The sequence below is a fragment of the Leisingera sp. MMG026 genome, assembly GCF_021654205.1.
GTDB lineage: Bacteria > Pseudomonadota > Alphaproteobacteria > Rhodobacterales > Rhodobacteraceae > Leisingera.
The window spans coordinates 1-431 of record NZ_JAKFZM010000162.1; the positions used below are offsets into that span (position 1 = coordinate 1).

The 431-nt window shown below is 54.3% G+C and carries 1 pseudogene; it reads right to left on the reverse strand.

The features are described 5' to 3' along the window. Positions 1-257: pseudogene (locus L1069_RS23985) on the reverse strand (AAA family ATPase); the annotation flags it as partial. Between the last annotated feature and the right edge of the window lie 174 nt (positions 258-431).

A 431-nucleotide genomic window follows, 5' to 3' on the forward strand; every position in this document is an offset into this window, starting at 1 on the left:
ACCCCATGGCGATCAGCGTGCCTGCGTTCAATGATCCTTCCGGCGCGCCTTTGAACGCGGATCCTGTCAATGTGCGTAATATCTACCGACAGCAGTTTATCAGCATCACCTTCGGGCAACGGGTGATTGCCAGATCTGAAAGCGGCTACGAGCCCGCACCTCAACAGCCGCAGATGCCGGGTGAAACGCTTCTCCAGTCTTTCCCTGGTTTCCTCAGGCGGGAAAAAACGGACATCAATGAAGGGTATCAACGGCATTCTATTGAACCTCGGCATGCTGCTTTTGAAAGAGAGCGGGACGGTGATACGGCGCAGAAGCGACCCGGCGCCAATCTATCCCTTCGAACAGGGCCTCGAACTGAGCCTTCGTCAGGGTCATTGCCACATCCGACAATTTCGGCCAGATGAAACCAGTGCCTTTTACTTTTACTT